The 19,105-nt window shown below is 73.8% G+C and carries 19 protein-coding genes and 1 tRNA gene; 11 read left to right on the top strand and 9 right to left on the bottom strand.

Annotation, left to right across the window (positions count from 1 at the left end):
- Positions 1–7 precede the first annotated feature (7 nt).
- On the top strand, positions 8–1,636 hold the full coding sequence (locus tag ACPU2J_RS33565) for an alpha/beta fold hydrolase (RefSeq protein ID WP_423834752.1): 1,629 nt from the start codon (positions 8–10) through the stop codon (positions 1,634–1,636).
- A gap of 67 nt (positions 1,637–1,703) precedes the next feature.
- Here ACPU2J_RS33565 and ACPU2J_RS33560 read toward each other — a convergent pair whose 3' ends face one another.
- The 4 genes from ACPU2J_RS33560 to ACPU2J_RS33545 all read right to left on the bottom strand — a co-directional run bounded on the left by ACPU2J_RS33560 (position 1,704) and on the right by ACPU2J_RS33545 (position 4,718).
- On the bottom strand, positions 1,704–2,603 hold the full coding sequence (locus ACPU2J_RS33560; protein ID WP_423834751.1) for a hypothetical protein: 900 nt from the start codon (positions 2,601–2,603) through the stop codon (positions 1,704–1,706).
- The gene (locus ACPU2J_RS33555; RefSeq protein WP_420078272.1) at positions 2,600–3,613 is read right to left on the bottom strand and encodes an SPFH domain-containing protein; all 1,014 of its coding nucleotides are present in this window, start codon (positions 3,611–3,613) and stop codon (positions 2,600–2,602) included. Before ACPU2J_RS33555 ends, ACPU2J_RS33560 begins: the two co-directional genes overlap by 4 nt.
- A 115-nt stretch (positions 3,614–3,728) precedes the next feature.
- Positions 3,729–4,226 (bottom strand): YfbM family protein, encoded by a 498-nt coding sequence (locus ACPU2J_RS33550; protein WP_420078273.1) that lies wholly within the window; start codon positions 4,224–4,226, stop codon positions 3,729–3,731.
- 51 nt (positions 4,227–4,277) lie between these two features.
- The gene (locus ACPU2J_RS33545; protein WP_420078274.1) at positions 4,278–4,718 is read right to left on the bottom strand and encodes a VOC family protein; all 441 of its coding nucleotides are present in this window, start codon (positions 4,716–4,718) and stop codon (positions 4,278–4,280) included.
- Between the two features lie 299 nt (positions 4,719–5,017).
- On the opposite strand from ACPU2J_RS33545, the gene ACPU2J_RS33540 reads away from it, so the two are divergent.
- The 5 genes from ACPU2J_RS33540 to ACPU2J_RS33520 all read left to right on the top strand — a co-directional run bounded on the left by ACPU2J_RS33540 (position 5,018) and on the right by ACPU2J_RS33520 (position 9,439).
- Positions 5,018–5,758, top strand: coding sequence for a response regulator transcription factor (locus ACPU2J_RS33540; RefSeq protein WP_423834750.1), 741 nt, complete (start codon positions 5,018–5,020; stop codon positions 5,756–5,758).
- Entirely contained in the window at positions 5,755–7,119 is a 1,365-nt protein-coding gene (locus ACPU2J_RS33535) for a sensor histidine kinase (protein ID WP_423834749.1), read from the top strand. Before ACPU2J_RS33540 ends, ACPU2J_RS33535 begins: the two co-directional genes overlap by 4 nt.
- Positions 7,120–7,206: 87 nt before the next feature.
- A complete protein-coding gene (locus ACPU2J_RS33530) occupies positions 7,207–8,052 on the top strand; it encodes an endo alpha-1,4 polygalactosaminidase (protein ID WP_420078277.1) in 846 nt (281 codons plus the stop codon).
- Between the two features lie 111 nt (positions 8,053–8,163).
- Positions 8,164–9,141 carry a TerC family protein gene (locus ACPU2J_RS33525; RefSeq protein ID WP_420078278.1) on the top strand — a complete coding sequence of 326 codons (978 nt, stop codon included), beginning with the start codon at positions 8,164–8,166 and terminating at the stop codon, positions 9,139–9,141.
- Between the two features lie 76 nt (positions 9,142–9,217).
- Complete coding sequence (locus tag ACPU2J_RS33520) at positions 9,218–9,439, top strand: hypothetical protein (RefSeq protein WP_423834748.1); 222 nt, start codon at positions 9,218–9,220, stop codon at positions 9,437–9,439.
- Positions 9,440–9,511: 72 nt separating this feature from the next.
- Here ACPU2J_RS33520 and ACPU2J_RS33515 read toward each other — a convergent pair whose 3' ends face one another.
- The gene (locus ACPU2J_RS33515; RefSeq protein ID WP_423835037.1) at positions 9,512–9,949 is read right to left on the bottom strand and encodes a MarR family transcriptional regulator; all 438 of its coding nucleotides are present in this window, start codon (positions 9,947–9,949) and stop codon (positions 9,512–9,514) included.
- A 202-nt stretch (positions 9,950–10,151) separates the two neighbouring features.
- Here ACPU2J_RS33515 and ACPU2J_RS33510 point away from each other — a divergent pair, with 202 nt between their 5' ends.
- Entirely contained in the window at positions 10,152–11,282 is a 1,131-nt protein-coding gene (locus ACPU2J_RS33510; RefSeq protein ID WP_423834747.1) for an NADH:flavin oxidoreductase, read from the top strand.
- 155 nt (positions 11,283–11,437) lie between these two features.
- Complete coding sequence (locus ACPU2J_RS33505) at positions 11,438–12,799, top strand: NAD(P)/FAD-dependent oxidoreductase (RefSeq protein WP_420078280.1); 1,362 nt, start codon at positions 11,438–11,440, stop codon at positions 12,797–12,799.
- Positions 12,800–12,868: 69 nt separating this feature from the next.
- Here the strand turns inward: ACPU2J_RS33505 and ACPU2J_RS33500 are convergent, their stop codons facing one another.
- Positions 12,869–14,503, bottom strand: coding sequence for a vWA domain-containing protein (locus tag ACPU2J_RS33500; RefSeq protein WP_423834746.1), 1,635 nt, complete (start codon positions 14,501–14,503; stop codon positions 12,869–12,871).
- A gap of 229 nt (positions 14,504–14,732) precedes the next feature.
- Positions 14,733–15,200 carry a hypothetical protein gene (locus ACPU2J_RS33495; protein ID WP_423834745.1) on the bottom strand — a complete coding sequence of 156 codons (468 nt, stop codon included), beginning with the start codon at positions 15,198–15,200 and terminating at the stop codon, positions 14,733–14,735.
- Between the two features lie 391 nt (positions 15,201–15,591).
- Between ACPU2J_RS33495 and ACPU2J_RS33490 the strand changes: the two genes are divergently transcribed.
- On the top strand, positions 15,592–16,020 hold the full coding sequence (locus tag ACPU2J_RS33490) for a subtilase-type protease inhibitor (protein WP_420078283.1): 429 nt from the start codon (positions 15,592–15,594) through the stop codon (positions 16,018–16,020).
- A 20-nt stretch (positions 16,021–16,040) separates the two neighbouring features.
- Here ACPU2J_RS33490 and ACPU2J_RS33485 read toward each other — a convergent pair whose 3' ends face one another.
- On the bottom strand, positions 16,041–16,373 hold the full coding sequence (locus ACPU2J_RS33485; protein WP_423834744.1) for a hypothetical protein: 333 nt from the start codon (positions 16,371–16,373) through the stop codon (positions 16,041–16,043).
- Positions 16,374–16,475: 102 nt separating this feature from the next.
- Between ACPU2J_RS33485 and ACPU2J_RS33480 the strand changes: the two genes are divergently transcribed.
- Both ACPU2J_RS33480 and ACPU2J_RS33475 read left to right on the top strand, forming a co-directional pair.
- A tRNA-Asp gene (locus ACPU2J_RS33480) sits at positions 16,476–16,549 on the top strand.
- 26 nt (positions 16,550–16,575) lie between these two features.
- The gene (locus ACPU2J_RS33475) at positions 16,576–17,319 is read left to right on the top strand and encodes a hypothetical protein (RefSeq protein WP_423834743.1); all 744 of its coding nucleotides are present in this window, start codon (positions 16,576–16,578) and stop codon (positions 17,317–17,319) included.
- Between the two features lie 98 nt (positions 17,320–17,417).
- Here the strand turns inward: ACPU2J_RS33475 and ACPU2J_RS33470 are convergent, their stop codons facing one another.
- A complete protein-coding gene (locus ACPU2J_RS33470) occupies positions 17,418–18,974 on the bottom strand; it encodes an MFS transporter (RefSeq protein WP_420078286.1) in 1,557 nt (518 codons plus the stop codon).
- Between the last annotated feature and the right edge of the window lie 131 nt (positions 18,975–19,105).

Here is a 19,105-nt window from a genome sequence, read left to right as displayed (position 1 = left end):
AGGGCAGATGACCATCCACCCCCACGCTCCCCGCCGTCGCCGCCGCACCGTACGGCGGCTGCGTGCCGCGGCGGCCGGGACGGCGGCTGCCGGTCTCCTCGGCACGGCCCTGCTCGCGTCACCCGCCCGAGCGCAGTCCGCACCCACGGGTGCCACGCCCGACCCGAGCCCCGGGGCGCCGATCGGCACCGTGGCCCGCACGGTGGGTGACGCCCGCTACGAGCCGGGGGCCTGCCCGAAGACCCCGGAACCGGTCGAGGCCCTGGGAAATGCCCGCTGCGGCACCCTCACCGTGCCCGAGAACCGCGCCGAACCGAACGGACGGAAGATCCGACTGGGTGTCGCGATCGTGCCCGCCCTGTCGGCCGACCCGAAGCCCGACCCCATCGTGTGGCTCGCGGGCGGCCCGGGCGACGACGCGGTCGGCGAGGCGAAGATGGCCGTCGACGGTGGCCTCAACCGCGACCGCGACCTGGTGCTCATGTCCCAGCGCGGCACGTACTCGGCCGAGCCGAACCTCCTGTGCCCCAACATCGACGAGTTCAACGCCCGCGCCGTCGGCCTCGTCTCCGGCGCGCCGGAGACCGAGCGCCTGCACGTCGCGGCCACCAAGGAGTGCCGCGACCGGCTCGCGGCCCGCGGGATCGACCTCGCCGCCTACAACGACACCGAGAGCGCCGCCGACTACGAGGACCTGCGCGCGACGCTCGGTGTGAGGGAATGGAACCTGTACGCCATCTCGTACGGCACCCACCTGGCGCTCGTGTACATGCGCGAGCACCCCGACGGGCTCCGCTCCGTGGCGCTCGACGGCATCCTGCCGCCCTCCCGGTCGGGCTCGGCGGCCACCTGGAGCAGCGCCCGGCAGGGCTTCGACGGGCTGTTCAAGGAATGTGCGCAGCAGCCGGCGTGCAACGAGCGGTATCCGAACCTGTCGGCCACCTTCGACAAGCTGGTGCGCGACCTCGAAGCGAAGCCGGTCACGACCACCGTCACCGTTCCCGGCCGGGAGGAACCGGTGAAGGTGGTCCTGGACGGTGTGGCCCTGGTGAACTGGATGACCTCCGCCACCCACGTGGCGCCCCAGGTGCCGCTCGCGCTGGACGAGTTGGCGCGCGGCAAGCCGCAGCGGATCGCCGAGCAGTACGCGGGCGGCAGGCTCAGCCCGGCGGCGATGGGCCGGGTGGCCCACGGTCTCGTCTACGGGGTCTTCTGCAGCGAGTGGACCCCGTACGAGAGCCAGGAGCAGGCCCTCCAGGGCGGCCGGAAGGCCTTCCCGTCCTACCCGCCCTCGGTGCAGGCCCAGGCGCCGCAGCTGACGTTCCTGCGTCCCGACTGCGAGGCCTGGGACGTGCCGGCGGCGCCCGCGTCCATCCGCGACGCGACCCGCGGCGACATCCCGACCCTCGCCCTGTCCGGCGGCTTCGACTCCCAGACGGGCGCGGACAACGGACCGTACGTCGCCCGCACCCTGGACAACGTCGAGGTCGTCACGATCCCGTACGAGCCGCACGTGGTGATCGCCACCTCCGAGTGCGCCCAGGAGATCGCCGTGTCCTTCTTCGACACCCCGGGCTCGGCGGACACCTCCTGCCTCAAGGACCTGAAGGCGCCCGCGTTCGAGACCGGGCCCTGACGGCCGCCGGCACGGCGTACGGGCGGACGGCGGGGGAGCCGCCGGGTCGGGAGCGGTGGCGGGGCCCTCACACCACCAGGCGCAGGGACGTGGCCGCGATGCCCAGCCGTACGCTCTGGCCCCAGGTCAGGTCCAGGGCGTCGCCCTCCATCCCGTCGCCGAAGACCACCATCCGGTCCGACTCGACGGTCAGCCGCAGCCCCTCCCCGCGTCCCAGCTCACCGGTGACCCTCGTCGTTCCGGTGGTGGGCGAGGGCCAGGCCTCCCGCACGAACCACAGCAGGCGGCGCTCGCAGGGTGCGGGCAGGTCGGCGGTGCTGCCGCGTTCCAGCCAGAGGGAGCGCAGCCAGCCGGTGGCGCCCGTTCCGGTGCCCACCAGCACCCCGGAGGACGCCTGGGACTCGCCCTGGCCGTCTGCGTCGCCGGTGGCGAGGCGGTAGCGGGCCGTCTGGTGTCCGGGCGAGCCCAGGTAGATCTCGTTCAGCGCGAGCAGGCGCTGGGTGTCGTCGGCGACGGCCTCGACCATCGTCAGCTCTTCGGCCCGGCTGCCGACGGCGGTCGCCGCGCGCAGCAGGGCGGCCGCGTCGGCGCAGCGGTGGCGGACCAGCACGCCCGGGTTGCGGCCCGGGTCGGAGTCGATGCCCACCACCGGCTGTCCGCCCAGGTACTTCGCGGTGTTGGCGACCAGGCCGTCCTGGCCGACCACGACCACCACGTCCTCCGGGGCGAACAGGAAGCGGTCGAGGTCCGCCCGCTCCACGCGGGAGCTGCGCCAGGTGAGCGGCACCGCGGCCGCGACCGCCCGCAGTGCCTCCCGCGTGCGGTCGTGGCGGCGCAGCACCTCGTCGATCGACCGGCCCCGGCTGGAGAGGAAGAACGCGGCCTGGCCGTGCGTACCGTGCCGGGCGAGCAGTTCCTCGTACTCGGTCCGGCGGTGCACGACGACCGCCCGCGGGGCCAGGCTCACGCTCCCGTGCCGCCTTCCGGGCGTCCGAGCCGGCCGAGGAGCCCGGTGAGGACGTCGGGCGAGAGCGTGATGCTCTCGATCCGCGGGAGGTTCTCCGCCAGCCGGGTCGCCGCCAGGGCGTGGAGCGTGGCCGGGTCGACGTCGCCGTGCACCCGCAGCCAGGCGGACTGGGCCTCGGCGCGGGCCGCGCCCGTCTCGCGCTCCGCCTCGGCGTCGGCGCGGGCGAGGCGGACCTTGCGGGCGGCCTCGGTCTCGGTCCTGATGCCGTCGGCGGCCGCCTTCTCCTCGGCCTCGCGGCGGGCGTTGGTGCCGCGCTGGTCGATCAGCTGCTCCTCGCGCCGCGCCAGTTCGATCTGGCTGGCCAGCTCGTTCTCGGCGATGGCGCGTTCCCGCTCGACGGCGACGGCCCGCCGTTCGTAGGTGGCGCGGTCCGCCTCCTGCTGGATCTGTTCGCGGGCCGGGGTGCGCAGGGCGCGCTCGACCTCGGCCTCGGGGCGGATGGCGACGACGCGCACGGCCACGACGTCGATGCCGGTGGCCGGGAGCCTCGGCTCGGCGGCCAGGCCGGAGGCGACGCTCGTCCGGACGGAGGTGACGCCGTCGACGAGGGCGACGGCGAGCGGGGTCCGGGCCAGGACGTCGAGCGCGTGCTGCTGTGCGGTCTCGGTGAGGAGCGTGGCGATCTGCTCCAAGGGGGCGCCGCGCCAGCTCCCGGTGTCCGGGTCGACGGAGAAGTCGAGTCGTTCCGCGGCTTCGGCCGGGTCGCTGATCCGGTAGGTGACGGTGGCCTGGACGGCGACGTCCTGGAAGTCGGAGGTGCGGGCGTGGAAGGCCATGGCCAGTTCCCGGTCGTCGACCGGGACCTCGGACAGTGCCGCCGACAGCGAGCGGTACCAGAAGCTGAGCCCCCGGCCGTCGTGGACGAGACGGCCGCGCCGGTGGTGGCGGATGTGGGCGGTGGGTGCGGAGCGCAGGTGGCGCCAGCCGAAGCGCCGGGTGATGTCTGCCATGGGGACCCCCTCGATTTCGTCAGTACGACGATAAAGGGAGTGCGACCATATCGTCAAGGGGACGAAAAGAGGCCCCTGGGGCCCACGGGAGACTCCCGGGCCGGGCGGGACGGTCTCAGGCGATCCACACCAGCAAGGCGTCCCCCTGCCGGGCCGCGGACCTGAGGAACGGCGCGAGGGCCGCCCAGTGCGCCACCGCCCAGTCCGGTTCCTCGCCGCGCTCCCAGGTGGTCTGCGGGTAGACCTTCGCGGCGACCAGATCGGCCGGGGTGACCCCCTCGGCCAGGACGTCGGGAGCGTGGCCGTCGAGGGCGTCCACCGCGGCCCGCACCCGCTCGGCGCCGAGCAGCCTGGGCGGGCCGTAGCCCCAGTCGTGCCCCGCCGGCCAGGGCAGGTCCTCCTCCCCGAAGACCACGTCCACGGGGAAGCCCCGCCGGGAGAGGAGGAAGTCGAGGGCGTGCCAGGCGCGGTCCGTGGTGTGCAGCCGCCCGGCGGCACGCAGGCCGTCGGCGCCGGACAGGGCGCTCCGGTGCTCGGCCGCCCAGCCCGGGTCGCGCAGGGCCCGTTCCAGCTCGGCGGGGGCGAGGCGCAGGTACTTCCCGATCATGCTCATGGCCGTACGGTAGGCGCCGCCACCGACAGCGCGCGGCCGGGACCGTCCGTATCAGCTCAGCTGCTCGGCGAGTCCGACGATGACGCCCTCCGGGCCGCGCAGGTAGCAGAGCAGGTGGCTGTCCTCGTAGCGGGCGATCCGGCCGACGAGTTCGCCTCCGTGCGGGCGCAGGCGGGCGACGGTGTCCTCGATGTCGTCGACGGCGAACATGACGCGGTGGGTTCCCAGGACGTTGTGCGGCCGGTCGCGGGGCCCGGCACTGCTCGCCACGGGGCTGCGGTAGCGGGCCAGCTCCAGCCGGCCGTGGCCGTCCGGGGTGCGGAGCATCGCGATGTCGCAGTGGACCCCGTCGAGTCCGGTGCAGCGGTCGGCGAAGGCGCCTTCGACCTCTCCCCTGCCCTCCAGCTCCATGCCCAGTTCCACGAAGAACGCGAGGGCGGCGTCCATGTCCTCGACGACGATGCCGACGTTGTCCATGCGCTGAACGGCCATGCGGGTGCTCCTTCGTTCCGGTGCGGCCGGTGCCGGCCGCGTCGTCCCGGGGACGGAGCCGACGGGACGTTCTCGACATCGGCCGCCGGTGTCCGTGCCGGCGGCCCCGCGCGGACCGGTACGGGCCGGCCGCGCGGCACCCCCGCATTCTCGGCGCCGGGCCGCGGGACGGCGGACCGGCACACCGGGGGGCGTGGCAGCCGTGGCCTCGGGAGGCGAATCCGCGACCGCGCGTCAAGCAATGGCCATGGCTTGATTACTATGTCCTCCCCTTCGGCGCGAACAACGGCGGACAGCACATGCGCGTACTCCTCGTCGAGGACGAACCCGACCTCCACGAGGTCGTGACGGCCGGCCTCAAAGCCGCCGGGTACGCCGTCGACGGCGCCCCCGACTGGCCGGAGGCGGACTTCCTGCTCGACCTGAACGCCTACGACTGCGTCGTCCTGGACCGCATGCTGCCGTCGGGCGACGCCCTCCCCCGCCTGGAGCACCGGCGCCGCTCCGGCTGGACGGCCCCCGTGCTCTGCCTCACCGCGCTGCACGCGCTCTCCGACCGGGTCGACGGCTTCCGCTCCGGCGCCGACGACTACCTCCCCAAGCCCTTCGCGATGGAGGAGCTGGTGATGCGGGTCGGCAGCCTGGCCCGGCGCGCGGGCGACCGGCTCCCCGTGCACCTGCGGCACGCCGGGCTGGAGCTGGACGCGGCCCGCCGTGAGGTCCGGCGGGACGGGATCCTGCTTACCCTGACCCACAAGGAGTACGCCGTCCTGCGGCACCTGCTCGTCCACCGCGAGACCGTGGTCACGCGGGCCGAGCTGGTCGAGCACTGCTGGGACGAGATGGCCGACCCCGTCTCCAACGTCGTCGACGCCGTCGTCGTCGGCCTGCGGCGCAAGCTCGGCCCGCCGCCCCTGATCCACACCGTCCGCGGCCACGGCTTCCTCCTCGGCGGGGAGAGTGGCGACGACGGCGCGGGCCGCGCCGGCGCCCGGCACGGCGACGGCGGGGCGGCCCGCGGCGGCCGGAACCCCGGATGACGGGCGCAGCGAAGCCGGCCGGGGCGGCCCGGAGCCGCGCGGGCCGCCGCCGGTCACCGGCGCGCAGACGGCTGCGACGGCTCCAGTTCCGGCTGACCCTCGCCTACACCCTCATCACCCTGGCCGGCGTCAGCGCCCTGTCCTGGATGGTGATCCGCACCGACGAGCGCTCCTGGCGCGGCGCCGCGTACGACGAGATGGACCAGCGCGCCGCCGTCAGCACCTCGCTGATCTACTACACCGACGCGGGCCTCCAGCTCGACGGCCTCCACGACGACGAGGCCACCCGCGGCACCCCCCGCGTACGGGTGCTGCACGCGGACCCGGACGGCTCGCTGCGCCCGGTCTTCACCTCCCGGGGACCGGCGGACCCGGCCGTCGGCGCGGACCGGCTGGCCGCGCTGGCCCGCTCCGCGATGGACCGCGACGACACCGTGCGCACCGAGGAGCCCGACGCCCGGGGCGCCACCGCCTACCTGCTGGCGCGCCCCTTCCACCACGACGAGACGCAGGAGGTGCGTGGCGCGGTCGTGGTCGTCGGCGACCCGTCCCAGTGGATGGGCGAGCACCGCAGGCTGGCCGCCTCCGTCCTGGTCGGCGCCGGGCTGCTCACGGCGCTGGCGGCCGCGACGGGCCACCTGCTGTCCGGCCGCAGCCTGCGCCCGGCCTGGCAGTCGCTGGAGGCCCAGGAGCGGATGCTCGCCGACGCCGCGCACGAGCTGCGCACCCCGGTCGCGGTGATGCGCAGCTCCGTCGACGTCGCGGGCACCGACCCGCGCGGCCTCGATCCGCACCTGCCGCGCATCCGCCGGGCCACCGAGCGCCTCGCCGACGTGGTCGACAACGTCCTGACCCGTGGCCGGCTCCAGGCCGCGGGACAGGACCTGCGGGCCGTGCCGCTGCGTCTCGACCAGCTGGTCGAGCAGGTGTGCGAGGAGGTGGCGGCCGGCCCCCACGTGCTGACCACCTCCCTCGACGCCTCCGTCGTCACGGCGGACCCCGCGCTCGTCCGCATCGCAGTCCGCAACCTGCTCGACAACGCGCTGCGTCACGGCCGCACCCCGGCCGCCGCGCGTTCCGCCGGCCACGCCGAGGTGCACGTGGTGGTCCGCGGCGCGAACCTCGCCGTGGCCGACCGGGGTCCCGGGATCGCGGCCGCCGACCTGCCCGCCCTGACGGAACGCTTCCGTTCGCCGGGCGGCGGCACCGGCATCGGCCTGTCCCTGGTGTCCGAGATCGCGGCCGCGCACGGCGGCTCCCTCACGGCGGACCTCCGGCCCGGCGGCGGCACTCTGGTCCGCCTCTCGCTGGGGCCCGAGGCGCCGGGCCCCGCCCACGCGGGGGTCCCGGCACGGCCGTAGGGGGGTGTCCGCACCGCGCCTCATCAATTCCTCACGATCGCTCGCGCAGGATGCGAACACCTCATCGGACCTCGTACTGGAGGACGTGTGCCGAAGCACTCCCCCACCCCCTTCCTGCGCCGCAAGAGCACCCTGGCCGCGGCCGCCGCGGGCGTCGCCGTCGCCGCCGGAGCGGGCCTGCTGCTGTCCCCCGCCTCCGCGGGCCAGGCCGGCTCCCCCCGCCTGCCCGCCGCGAACGCGACCTTCGACTACCAGATCGGCGCCCCCTACACGCCGCCGAAGGGCGTGACCGCGGTCTCCCGCGACCGCTCCGCGAAGCCCGCCGCCGGGCTGTACAACGTCTGCTACGTCAACGCCTTCCAGGCCCAGCCCGACGCCCTGGGCTGGTGGGACAAGAACCACCCCGACCTCGTCCTGCGCGACTCCTCCCGGCGCCCGGTCGTGGACGAGGACTGGGGCGAGGCCCTCCTCGACACCTCCACGGCGGACAAGCGCACCCGCCTGGCCAAGGTCGTCGGCGAGTGGATCAGCGGCTGCGCCCGCAGCGGATTCCAGGCCGTCGAGCCGGACAACCTGGACTCCTTCTCCCGTTCGAACGGGAGGCTGACGAAGGCGAACAACGCCGCCTTCGCGAAGCTGCTCGCCGACCGCGCCCACGCCGCGGGCCTCGCCATCGCCCAGAAGAACACCGCCGAGCTGCTCCCGGACCGTGCCAGGATCGGCTTCGACTTCGCCGTCGCCGAGGAGTGCGGCCAGTACGACGAGTGCGGCGACTTCGCGAAGGCCTACGCGAACCGCGTGTTCGTCATCGAGTACGAGAACTCCGGCTACGGCAAGGCCTGCTCCGGCTGGGGCTCGAAGCTGTCCGTCGTCCAGCGCGACCTGGACGTCACGGCCCCCGGCACGAAGGGCTACCGCTTCCGCACCTGCTGACCCCCACGGGCCGCGACCTGCGGGAACCGCGCCGGAAGGACAACCCGGCGCGGTTCCCGCAGAATCGTGTACAAGGGCTCCGCCCCTCCTGTCGCCCCGCGGGGGTCCGCCGTGCACGACGTGCCCTATTGGCTCTGGATCGTCTTCGCCGTCACCGTCCTGGTGGCGCTGGCGGTCGACCTGCTCGCGCACCGGCAGGCCCATGTCATCGGCTTCCGCGAGGCGGCCGCGTGGAGCGGGGTGTGGGTCGGCCTGGCGCTGGCCTTCGGCGCCCTGGTGTTCGCCGTGGTCGGGACCCAGGCCGGGGTGGAGTACACGACGGCGTGGCTGCTGGAGAAGAGCCTGTCGGTCGACAACCTCTTCGTCTTCGCCCTGATCTTCGGCTACTTCAAGGTCCCCCGGGCGTACCAGCACCGTGTCCTGTTCTTCGGCGTGCTGGGCGCCCTGGTGTTCCGAGGCGTGTTCCTCGCCGCCGGCGTGGCCGTGGTGAGCCGCTTCACGGCCGTGCTGTACGTCTTCGCCGCGATCCTCTTCTACAGCACGTACAAGATCTTCAAGGAGGAGGACGACAGCTTCGACCCGGGGCGGAGCATCGCGGTCCGGCTCCTGCGCAAGGTCGTCCCGGTGAAGGAGGAGTACGTCGGCACGAAGTTCTTCGTGAAGGAGGCGGGCAAGCGGGTCGCCACGCCGCTGCTGGCCGTGGTGGCGGCCATCGAGGCCGCCGACCTGGTCTTCGCCGTGGACAGCGTGCCCGCCGTGCTGGCGGTCAGCAGCGACGCCTTCATCGTCTACAGCAGCAACGCCTTCGCCATCCTCGGCCTGCGCGCGCTCTACTTCATGCTGGCCGGCATGCTCGACCGCTTCCACTACCTCGGCAAGGGCCTGGCCCTGATCCTCGCGTTCATCGGCGTGAAGCTGGTGCTGCAGGCCTCCCACAAGCTGATCAGCCCGGCGATCCCAGAGATCCCCTCCCCCGTGAGCCTCGCCGTGATCGTCGTCGTCCTCGGTACCTCGGTCGCCCTCAGTCTGCTGCGGCCACCACCCGGCACCGGGACCGACGCCGATGGGCCCGACCGCCCTGCCACGTGAGGTCCGTGCACGGCGGGACGCGAGCGGCACACAAAGAGACCTTCAAAGCCGGGCAAAGTGGGCGTAAAGTGATTTCATGGACGGTGAAAAGCATCCCGCGGCCTCGCTCCCCGGACACCTGTGCCCCACCTGCCGGCAGCAACTGCCCGCGACGGTCCAGCGGCACAAGACGATGGGCGTCTACGTCCCCCTCTACGCCGACGCCCCCTGCACGAACCCGACCTGCGGCGAAGCCGTCGCCGCCGGCGGCCCCGCACCACAGGCGCCGCCGCTCGCCGAAGGCGGCGCCACCCCCTGAACGGCCCCCGCTCCGCGGGATCCGGGCAGACGCCCGGTCCGGCAGGCTCCGTTCGGGCCCGGCGGGCTCCGCTCAGGTCCCGCAGGTCCCGTCCGGCTCCGGGCGCGGCCAGTGGCGCCCTTCGAGGGCTTCGGCGCTGCGGTTGAGCCGCAGCAGGACCTCCTCCAGCTCCCGCACCTCCTCGGGGGACCAGTCGGCGACCACCCGGGCCAGGCAGGACCGGTTGACCTCGCGGTCCGCGCCGAGCCGGCGGCCGCCTTCCCCGGTGATGCGGAGCTTGCGCGCCATGCCGCCGTCCGGGTCCGCGACGCGCTCGGCCAGGCCGCAGCGCAGCAGCGCGGCCGTCTGACGGTTCACGGTCGAGGTGTCGAGCCCGAAGGCCTCCGCCAACTCCCCGATGGACATGGGCCCTTGAGTGTCGATCCGGCTGAGCAGCAGGTACGCCGACCGGTCCAGGCGCTCGGGGTCGCGCTCGCGCCGGGCGAGCACCTGGTGCCGCGAGAGCAGCATCAGCTCCCGCTCCAGTTTCTCCAGCACTGCGCCTCCCGCTCCTTCCGACGCCCCATTATCTCCGCCCGGCAGGGCGGCCCGTCCCCACGCGCCGCCGGGCCCTCCGCCACCGGATCCTCGACATATGCATGATACATAGCATGTGTATTATGCACTTCTCGTCGTGAGTCCGGCGAGCCACCGCCCCACCCGGAGGACCCGCATGTCCGTCACCACCTCCGCCGCCTCCCGCGCGGCCGAGATCCTGTCCCGGCCCGTCGCGCTGAACGGCCTGACCGTCCCCAACCGCATCGCGATGGCCCCGATGACGCGGATGTTCTCCCCCGGCGGCGTGCCCGGCGAGGACGTGCAGGCGTACTACGCCAGCCGGGCCGCCGCGGGCGTGGGCCTGATCGTCACCGAGGGCACCTACGTCGGTCACGACTCCGCCGGGCAGAGCGACCGGGTGCCGCGGTTCCACGGCGAGGAGCAGCTGGCGGGGTGGTCCAAGGTCGCCGCGGCCGTGCACGAGGCGGGCGGCACGATCGTGCCCCAGCTGTGGCACATCGGCATGGTCCGCAAGCAGGGCGAGGCGCCGTACGCGGACGCTCCTGCGGTCGGCCCCTCCGGCATCCGGGTCGACGGCACCGAGGGGGCCGGAGTGGCGATGACCCGCGCCGACCTCGACGACGTCATCGGTGCGTTCGCCGACGCCGCCGCGGACGCGGAGCGGATCGGCTTCGACGGCGTCGAACTGCACGGCGCCCACGGCTACCTGCTCGACCAGTTCCTGTGGGAGCGGACCAACCGCCGCACCGACGCCTACGGCGGCGACGCGGTGGCCCGTACCCGGTTCGCGGCGGAGATCGTGGCCGCGGTCCGCGAGCGCGTCGCGGCCGACTTCCCCGTGATCTTCCGCTACTCGCAGTGGAAGCAGGAGGCCTACGACGCCCGGCTCGCGCAGACCCCGCAGGAACTGGAGGCGATCCTGGCCCCGCTGGCGGAGGCCGGCGTCGACGCGTTCCACGCCTCCACCCGGCGCTACTGGATCCCGGAGTTCGAGGGCTCGGACCTCAACCTGGCGGGCTGGACCAGGAAGCTCACCGGGCGTCCCGCCATCACCGTCGGCTCGGTCGGCCTCGACGGCGACTTCATCCGCGCGTTCGCCGGCGAGGGCGCGGCGCTCGGCGACATCGACAACCTCCTGGACCGCATGGAGCGCGAGGAGTTCGACATGCTCGCCGTCGGCCGCGCCCTGCTCCAGGACCCGCAGTGGGCGGCGAAGGTGCTCGGCAACCGCTTCGACGAGCTGAAGCCGTACGACGCAGCGGCGCTGCGGTCCCTCAGCCGGTAGGCGGCACGGCGGGGTCTCCCGCCTCCGTCCGCGGGCCCGGTGGACGCCACCGGGACCGATCCCTCCGGAGGGATCGGTCCCGTTTTCGGTGTGCAGAGAGGACCTTCCGGGGAAGGTGCGCGAGGTACCCGTACACCCGAGAAGGGACGGACACCATGGCGCGACCGAGGATCGTCGTCGTCGGCGCGGGCTTCGCCGGCGTCGCCTGCGTACGCCGCCTGGAGCGGACGCTGTCACCCGGGGAGGCGGAGATCCTGCTGGTCACTCCGTTCTCCTACCAGCTGTACCTGCCCCTGCTGCCGCAGGTGGCCTCCGGGGTGCTCACACCCCAGTCCGTGGCGGTGTCGCTGCGCCGCAGCCGCCGCCACCGGACCCGGATCGTGCCCGGCGGGGCCGTGGGCGTCGACACCCGGGCCAAGGTCTGCGTCATCCGGAAGATCACCGGTGAGCTGGTGGACCAGCCGTACGACCACCTGGTGCTCGCACCGGGCAGCGTGACCCGCACCTTCGACATCCCCGGCCTGACGGAGCACGGCCGCGGCATGAAGACGCTGGCAGAGGCGGCCCACCTGCGCGACCACGTGATCGCCCAGCTCGACCTGGCCGACGCCGCCGCGCCGGGATCGGCCGAGCGGGCCTCGCGGCTCGGGTTCGTCGTGGTCGGCGGCGGTTACGCGGGCACCGAGACCGCGGCCTCGCTGGAACGGCTCACCGCGAACGCCGTCGCACGCTACCCCCGGCTGGAACGCCGCGAGATCACCTGGCACCTCGTGGACGTGGCCCCGAAGCTGATGCCCGAGCTCGGCGACCGGCTGGGCCGGGCCGCGCTCGACGTGCTGCGCCGGCGCGGCATCGAGGTCTCCCTCGGCGTCTCCGTCGCCAAGGCGGGCGCCGAGGAGGTCACCCTCACGGACGGCCGGGTCCTGCCCTGCCGCACCCTCGTGTGGACGGCCGGCGTCACCGCGAGCCCGCTCGTCGCCACGCTCGGCGCCGAGACGGCGAAGAGCGGCCGGCTCGTCGTCACTCCGGACCTGCGGGTGCCGGGGGCCGACGGCGTGCTCGCCCTCGGCGACGCGGCCGCCGTGCCCGACCTCGCCGTCGGCGACGGCGCGGTGTGCCCGCCGACCGCGCAGCACGCGGCGCGCCAGGGTTCGGTCGCCGCCGACAACGTGGTCGCCGCGCTGCGGGGCACACCGCTGCGCCGGTACGTCCACAAGGACCTCGGCCTGGTCGTGGACCTCGGCGGCCGCGACGGCGTCTCCCGGCCGCTGGGCATCGACCTGCGCGGTATGCCCGCCCAGGCCGTGGCCCGCGGCTACCACTGGGCGGCGCTGCGCACCGGCGCCGCGAAGACCCGCGTCATGACGAACTGGCTGCTGAACGCCGTGGCCGGCGACGACTTCGTACGGACCGGTTTCCAGACGTACAAGTCGGGGACGCTCCGGGACTTCGAGTACACCGCTCACTACCTCACCCCGGAGGAGGTACGGGCCCGCACGGCGCCCGAGGCGGGCTGACCGCCTGCTCGGCGCCCCCGCCCCCGCGCCCCCGCCAAGGGGTCCGGGGGCGGGGGCGCGCGCGACCGGTCAGCCGAGCAGCCGGCGGGCCTGGCGCACCGCCTCCGAGAGCTCACGGACCTCGGGGTCCTCGGTCCGTTCGGCCAGCCGGTCGGTGAGCTCCGACAGCCGGCCGAGGCCCACCGCGCCCGGAACCGGCTCCCAGCCGCCTCCGCGTTCCCGCAGGGACGACGCCAGGTACGCGGCGGCCGCGGCGACCTGGAAGCGGGGCTCCGCCTGGTCCCAGCCGCCGCCGGTCAGCGCGGAGGCCTCCACCCGGCCGGACTCCTCGTGTGGGGCCCGTCCCTCGGGGTCGAGCCACCGGACGGTGGCGGTGGCCACGTGCCCCGACGCGCCCGGCCGCAGCCGCACGGCGTAGAGCGCGGTCACCGTGTGGCCCGGGCCCACCTCGCCGCCGTCCACGGAGTCGTCGCGGAAGGCGTCGTCGGCGACGCGCCGGTTGTCGTATCCGATCAGCCGGAAGCGTTCGACGTTGTGGGGGTCGAAGGAGACCTGCGCCTTGGCGTCCCGGGCCCGCAGTTCGACCTGTGCGGGCAGCTCGTCGCAGAAGACCCTGCGGGCCTCCTCCGCGTCGGAGACGTACACGGTGTGCCCGTCGCCCTTGTCGACCAGCCGTTCCATGAAGGCGTCGTTGTAGTCGCTGCCCACGCCGACCCCGAAGAGGGTGATGCCGTGGTCGCGCCGGGCGCCGTCGATCCGCTGCAGCAGCGCGTCGGCGGAGGTGGTGCCGGTGTTGGCGAGGGCGTCGGACAGCAGGACGACGCGGTTGGTGGCGCCGGCCCGGCGGCCCTCGACAGCGGTGTCGTATCCCCGGGTGATGCCCGCCTCCACGTTGGTGGAGTCGGTGGGGCGCAGCCGGTCGACGACCTGGTGCACCCGCTTGCGGTTGTCGCCCAGGCGGGTCATGGGCAGCCGGGTCTCGGCCGTCTGGCTGAAGGCCACGATGGCGACGGAGTCGTCGTCGCGCAGCCGGTCGGTCATCAGGCCCAGGGAGCTGCGGACCAGGTCGAGGCGTCCGGGCTCGGCCATCGAGCCGGAGATGTCCACGACGAAGGTGAGGGCGGCGGGCGGGCGCCGGTCCTGGCCGAGGCCGGCCCGGGTGGCGAGGCCGACGCGCAGCAGGGACCAGTCCGCGGCGTCGGTGCGGGCGCCGTCCACGGTGACGGAGAAGCCGTTGCCGTCGGGCCGGGGGTAGTCCTGGCGGAAGCTGTTGACGAACTCCTCGGGGCGGACGGTCGCGGGGTCGGGCAGTTTGCCGTCGGCCAGGGTCCGGCGGGAGTAGCCCCAGCTCGCGGTGTCGACGTCGAGGGCGAAGGTGGAGAGGTAGTCGGCGGGCGGCGCCGCGGTGCGGCGTCCGTCGTCCTCGCCCTGCGGTGACCCGTCGGCCCGGTCGGCGGCGCCGGGCGCGCTCTGGGCGGGCGCCGGGGCGGAGTTGCCGCCGGGAGCCCGTCGGCCGGACTCCTGGGAGGTGCCGCTGCTGCGGTCGTGGCCGCCGTCGGCGGAGCTGCACCCGGAGACCAGCACCGCGGCGGCGGCGAGTACGGCGAGCAGGGCGGGTCTCGTCGGCCGGCGGCTGCAACTGCGGCGGCTGCTGCCGCTGCCGGAATCACGGCCGGGTTCGCGACCGGGCGTGCGCAACGTCATGGTGTCCCCCTTCGGACGATCGGTGTCTGCGAATGTGACGTTCGGGAGGGGGAGTCGGAACCGACGAAGGTGTTGCGAACGCGTCTCGATAGGGCAACGGCAGGCGGAAGGTCAGGCTCTGGCGGAGATCGGGACACGATGGCGTTGCGGAGGGCAACCCTGCGGAGGGCAACTCCGGTCGCACGCCGGGCATGTGTCGGAAAGTCAGGGCGTCGGGCGCGGGAGGCCGTCAGTTGTAGTAGGTGTCGAACGAGGCGACCCACAGCGCCGACAACGGCAGGACCGTCAGCTGGACGAAGGCCGTGGTCCAGCACCGCCCGAGGACGGCGACGGAGGCGCTCCACCAGGCCGTCGTGCGCAGGGTGTCCACCGCTTCCGCCTGGTACCCCTGCCCCGCGGGGTCCATCATGCCGGGGTACCCCATCCAGTCCTCGGTGAAGATGCCCTCGGTACCGAACAGGACGATCCCCGACAGCAGCCACAGGTCGGCCAGGAGCGCGGCCACGGCGAGCGCCTTGTCGAAGCGCAGGTACGCGGGGGTCGGCAACAGCAGCCGGGCACAGGGGTGCCCGTCCGTACGCACCCATGGCTGTGTGCGGACGCGCCACAGCACGGAGGAGGCGTACCCGAACCAGCCGAGGGCCACGGCCCAGCCTGCCAGCAGGAACAGGCCGAAGAACAAGATCAGAACGCCCATGCCCCTCCAGACCACCGCGCCTGCGGAGCGGTTCCCTCCGCTCACGGTCGACCGGAAGGGCCTGAGGACGGCTCACCTTCCCGCCGTGCGCGACGGACCGCGCTCATCCCGCCACCCTGGGGGCGATTCGGCACCGGAGCCACCGCCGTGACCAGGCAGAGGCGGAGGCCGACGGGGCGGCACCCCGCCGCCCACGAGCCGTCCGGCAGCCCCTGACGCGCCGTGCCAACTGCGCGAACACCCCCGGCGCGTCCGGTATCCGAATCCACCGTCCGGAAACCGACCACCCGTTTGGCGACCCGCGCCGGGAACTGCCAGGCTCGTCTGCAGTTGAGCAACAGATCAGAGGCATCGAACCGCAGTCAATCCTGAATCGAAGGCGAAATCTGTCATGCGCCACCACATCATTGCCGCATCCGCGCTCAGCCTCCTCTGCCTTGCAGGCACCACGGGTGTCGCGGAAGCCCAGCCCACCTCCGGTGCGCACGGCCCGTCCGCGATGGTCCTCACCATCGCGCAGGGCTCCGGAGTGCCCACGGACACGATCCTGCGCGCGGCCACCCTCAGCTGCGCCTACACCGCCGAGGGCACCCACCCCGCCCCGCGGGCCGCGTGCGACGCCCTCAACGCCACCGACGGCGAACTCGACCGCCTCCTGGCGACACCGAACCGGTCACGCGCCTGCACGAAGCACTTCGACCCCGTCACGGTCACCGCCGACGGCGTCCTGCACGGTCGGCGCGTCGCATGGAAGCACACCTTCCCCAACCCGTGCGCGATGTCCAGGGCGCTGAACGGCAGCCCGGTGTACGCGTTCTGACACCGCGCGGCCGTCCGTCCTCAGCCGCGGCTGCGGGCACCCGCAGCGAAGATGCCCGTCGCCGCGGCGACGGCGAGCACCCAGGCCACGCCCGTACCCGTCGGCCCCAGGAGCACCGGCGTGCCCGCCGTCCAGCCGTAGAGCACGGGCGCGTACAGCAGAGGCAGCGCGGCCGGTACCGGCAGCACCACGGCGAACACCTCGGCGGGGCCGAACGGTTGGGTGCGGCCGCCGGGAAGCGAAAGGGCCCGCCTCACCACCGCGTACAGACGTGCCGACACCCCGAGCGCCGTCGCCGCGATCCCCACGGGGTACCACCCGCTCGCGGCCAGCCACACTGCCACAGAGTCCATCCGCCGCATTCTGCCCGTCCCCGCGCACCGGCCGGGCCGCTGCCCGGGAGTATCCGCTGGGTGGTCAGGCCGGCGGCGCATAGGGTGGGCTCACCGCGGTGGGGGGCGGTAGCGCAGTGGTCGACGCGCCCTCTTGTCAGGAGGGGATGACGCCGGTTCGAATCCGGTCCGCCTCCCACCGTGCGTACTCCGGAGGGGTTCCATGGCCGGACTGTGGGTCACGGTGTGTCTGCCGCCCGAGGCGGCCGCCGATGTCGACGAGGGGGCACTGGAGCGGGCCCTCGCTCCGTTCTTCACCGACACGTCCGACAACCCGCCCGACCGCGGCATGTGGGACTCCCGGCGGATCAGGGACGGCAGTGACGGCGTGGGGTTCGCCGTCGCCGCCGGGCACGAACACGAGCACGAGCACGATCCGAGGCTCCTGCACGACGATCCCTGGTACGACGGCACGCCCTGCCCGAGCGTCTTCGGGATCTGCGCCGGCGGACCGCGCGCCCTGCTCGACTTCTCCGACCCGCTCGCCGCGTCCCGGCGCGCCGCCGCGGCCTCCTGGGACCTCTGGCACCGGCTGGCCGCCGTACATCCCCCGCACGTACCGCTGCACGACTTCGTCGAGCGCTGGACGAACGACCCCGACGCCTTCCCCGACGACCGCTGGGGCGACGCCCTGTTCGCCGCCTACGGCCGGCTGGGGTTCCCCGCCCCGCCGAACATCCGGTCATCGGCTACGACGGCGACCGGGAGGACTACGTCCGGGAACGCACCGACCCCTACGGGCGGGACACGGACGTCCTCACCCCGGACGGCTGGTGGCGCGAGAGCGACGGCACGGCCCTGCACGCCTCCTGCGACCCCGGGCCGTGTCCCCACGACCCGCAGTGAGGTGTACCTCGCCGCGCTGCCCGGCGAGACCGTCCTCGTCCGGCCGCGCTGCCACGCCTAGCGGCGCGGGGAGGGCGCGGGGAGGACGGAACGGGCGCGCGGAGGGGGCCGGCACCCCCGTGGGTGCCGGCCCCCTCCGCGCCGTGACGCGGGACCGCGTCAGCCGGCCGGCGTGAGCCGGGCGTCCGGGGTCGTGCCGCTCCCGGCCGGGGCGCCGGCCCCGCCCCCGCGCATGACGACCACGGCGAGCACGGCGGCCGTCAGGACACCGATCGCGGAGAAGGTGAGCGTGGTGGACATCGCGGCGGTGAAGGCGTCCTTGGCCGCCCGGACCAGCCCCGCGTCCCCCTGGGCGGCGGCGAGCGCACCGCCGATCGACTGCCTGGCCTGATCGGAGGAGCCGGCCGGCATCTCCCGCGCGAAGGTGCTGGTGAGCAGCGACCCGAGGATGGCGATGCCGAGGGCCGTCCCGGCCTGCTGGATGGTGTCGTTGAGGGCGGAGCCCACGCCCGCCTTGTCGGCCGGGATGGTCCCCATCAGGGCACCCACCGCGGCCGGCATCGCCAGGCCCGCGCCGAGGCCGAGCACACCGAGGGCGACGGCCGGGAGCGTGAATCCGCTGTCGGCGCCGACGGTGGTCAGCAGGCCGAAGGAGGCCGCCATGAGGAGCATGCCGGCGAGGATGAGCCGCCGGTGGCCGGCCGTGACGGCGAGTTTGGCTCCGACGCCGTTGCCGATCAACGCGGCCACGGCCAGCGGGGTGAAGGCCAGGCCCGCCTTGACCGGGGAGTACCCGAGCACCGACTGCAGGTACTGGGTGAGGACCAGCAGCAGGCCGCCGTTGCCGATCTGGACCAGGGCCAGCGAGATCGAACCACCGGTGAAGTCGCGGTGCTTGAAGAGGACCAGCGGGACCATCGGCGCGGCGGTGGTGTTCTGCCAGACCACGAAGCCGACGAGGGAGACGACCGCGACGGCGAGGGTGACCAGCCCGCGGCCTTCGAAGGCCCCGTGCTGCGGGATCTCGATGATCCACCAGACGAGGGCGGTCATGCCAAGGGCGGAGAGGACCGCTCCCAGCGGGTCGGGCTTCTGCCACGGGGCCCTGGACTCGGGCATCAGCAGCAGACCGGCCGCCACGGCCAGGACGACCACCGGGACGTTGATGAAGAAGATCGAGTGCCAGGAGAAGTGGTCGATCAGCACACCGCCCAGGATCGGGCTGCCGACCAGGCCGAGCATCGACACCGAGCCCCAGGCCGCCATCGCCTTCGGACGCTCCTCCTCGTCGAAGACCGTGATCAGGATGGACAGCGTGGACGGCATGATCAGCGCGCCACCGACACCCATGGCCGTCCGGGCGGCTATGACCTCGCCGGGGCTGGTGCAGAACACCGCGGCCAGGGACGCCGCCCCGAACAGCAGCAGCCCGACGATCATCACCTTCCGGCGGCCGAACCGGTCGCCGAGGCTTCCCGAGGTCAGCAGCAGGCCGGCGAAGACCAGCACGTAGGAGTCGAGGATCCACTGGATCTGCTGGGGGCTCGCCCCGAGGTCCTCGGTCATGGCCGGCACGGCGACGGTCAGCGCCATGCTGTCGACCACCAGGACCAGCGTGCTGAGGCACAGCACGATCAGGATCCACCAGCGCCGCGGTTCGCGGCTCCCGACTCCGACGCCGCCGCCCCCGGGCCTGTCTGCGGTTGTGGCTCCCATGGACTCTCCCCCTCCCGTGCGCACAGCGTTCCTCTCGTGCGCACACTGTTCCGATCGATGCGCACACCGTACGCCGATGCGTACAGTGTGCGCAAGCAGAGAACTCTGTACGCTGGGCGCGCACGACGTAC

The sequence above is a fragment of the Streptomyces manipurensis genome, from assembly GCF_049570255.1.
GTDB lineage: Bacteria > Actinomycetota > Actinomycetes > Streptomycetales > Streptomycetaceae > Streptomyces > Streptomyces manipurensis.
Note: the sequence above shows the minus strand (reverse complement) of the source record. Positions and strands in the feature narration are given on the sequence as shown.